The sequence below is a fragment of the Ventrimonas faecis genome, from assembly GCF_040096075.1.
GTDB classification, from domain to species: Bacteria; Bacillota; Clostridia; order Lachnospirales; family Lachnospiraceae; genus Brotaphodocola; species Brotaphodocola faecis.
On record NZ_JBBMFJ010000072.1, the window covers coordinates 1 to 846 of the forward strand.

1 protein-coding gene is annotated in these 846 nt (G+C 43.5%); it reads right to left on the reverse strand.

The features are described 5' to 3' along the window. A partial coding sequence (locus tag WMO41_RS15810; RefSeq protein ID WP_349230593.1) for an IS256 family transposase occupies positions 1-846 on the reverse strand: 846 nt, incomplete at both ends.

Here is an 846-nt window from a genome sequence, read left to right on the forward strand (position 1 = left end):
GGTATGTGGAGTTCAGTGATTCGATCGCATTGGTTGTATAAATGACCTTCCGGACAGTGGTTGAAAATTTAAAAATTGGAGAAATAGCATCCCAGTTGTCTTTCCAGCGTTTCATGGAATTCGGGTATTTCGGAGTCCATTTTTCAGTTACACGTTCCAAGGCAGCCAGAGCCTTCTGCTCATCAGCGGCCTGATAGATGGTTTTTAAATCTGCAGCAAAGGCTTTTCTGTCCTTGTCCGGAACGTATTTCAGGGTGTTTCTTACCTGATGGACAATACACCTCTGGTATTCTGTTTTGGGAAACGCAGCTGAAATCGCTTCTTTAATGCCTGTAAGGCCATCGGCACAGATGATCAGGATATCTTTTACTCCGCGATTTTTCAGTTCGTTCAGGACTGACAGCCAGTATTTCGCACTTTCATTGTCACCAATCGTAATCGTCAGGACTTCCTTTTTCCCCTCCGCATTAATGGCAAGTATAACATAGGCTGCAAGCTTACGAATGACTCCATTATCCCGCACAGAATAGTGGATCGCATCGATGTAAAGGATTGGATATACCTCATCCAATGGGCGGTTCTGCCAATCTTCAATCTGAGGAAGTATCTTATCCGTCACATCGGATATGAAACTTTCTGATGTTTCAAAACCATAGATATCTTCAATCGTTTCCGAGATCTGGCGAGTGGTCATTCCTTTGGCATACATAGAGATGATCTTCTGATCAATATCAGAAATATCTTTCTGACGCTTTTTCACCACCTGTGGTTCAAAGGTCGATTTCCGATCCTGTGGGACCTCGATTTCCATAGAGCCATATCGGCTGTTTACCTGCTTGCGTTTAT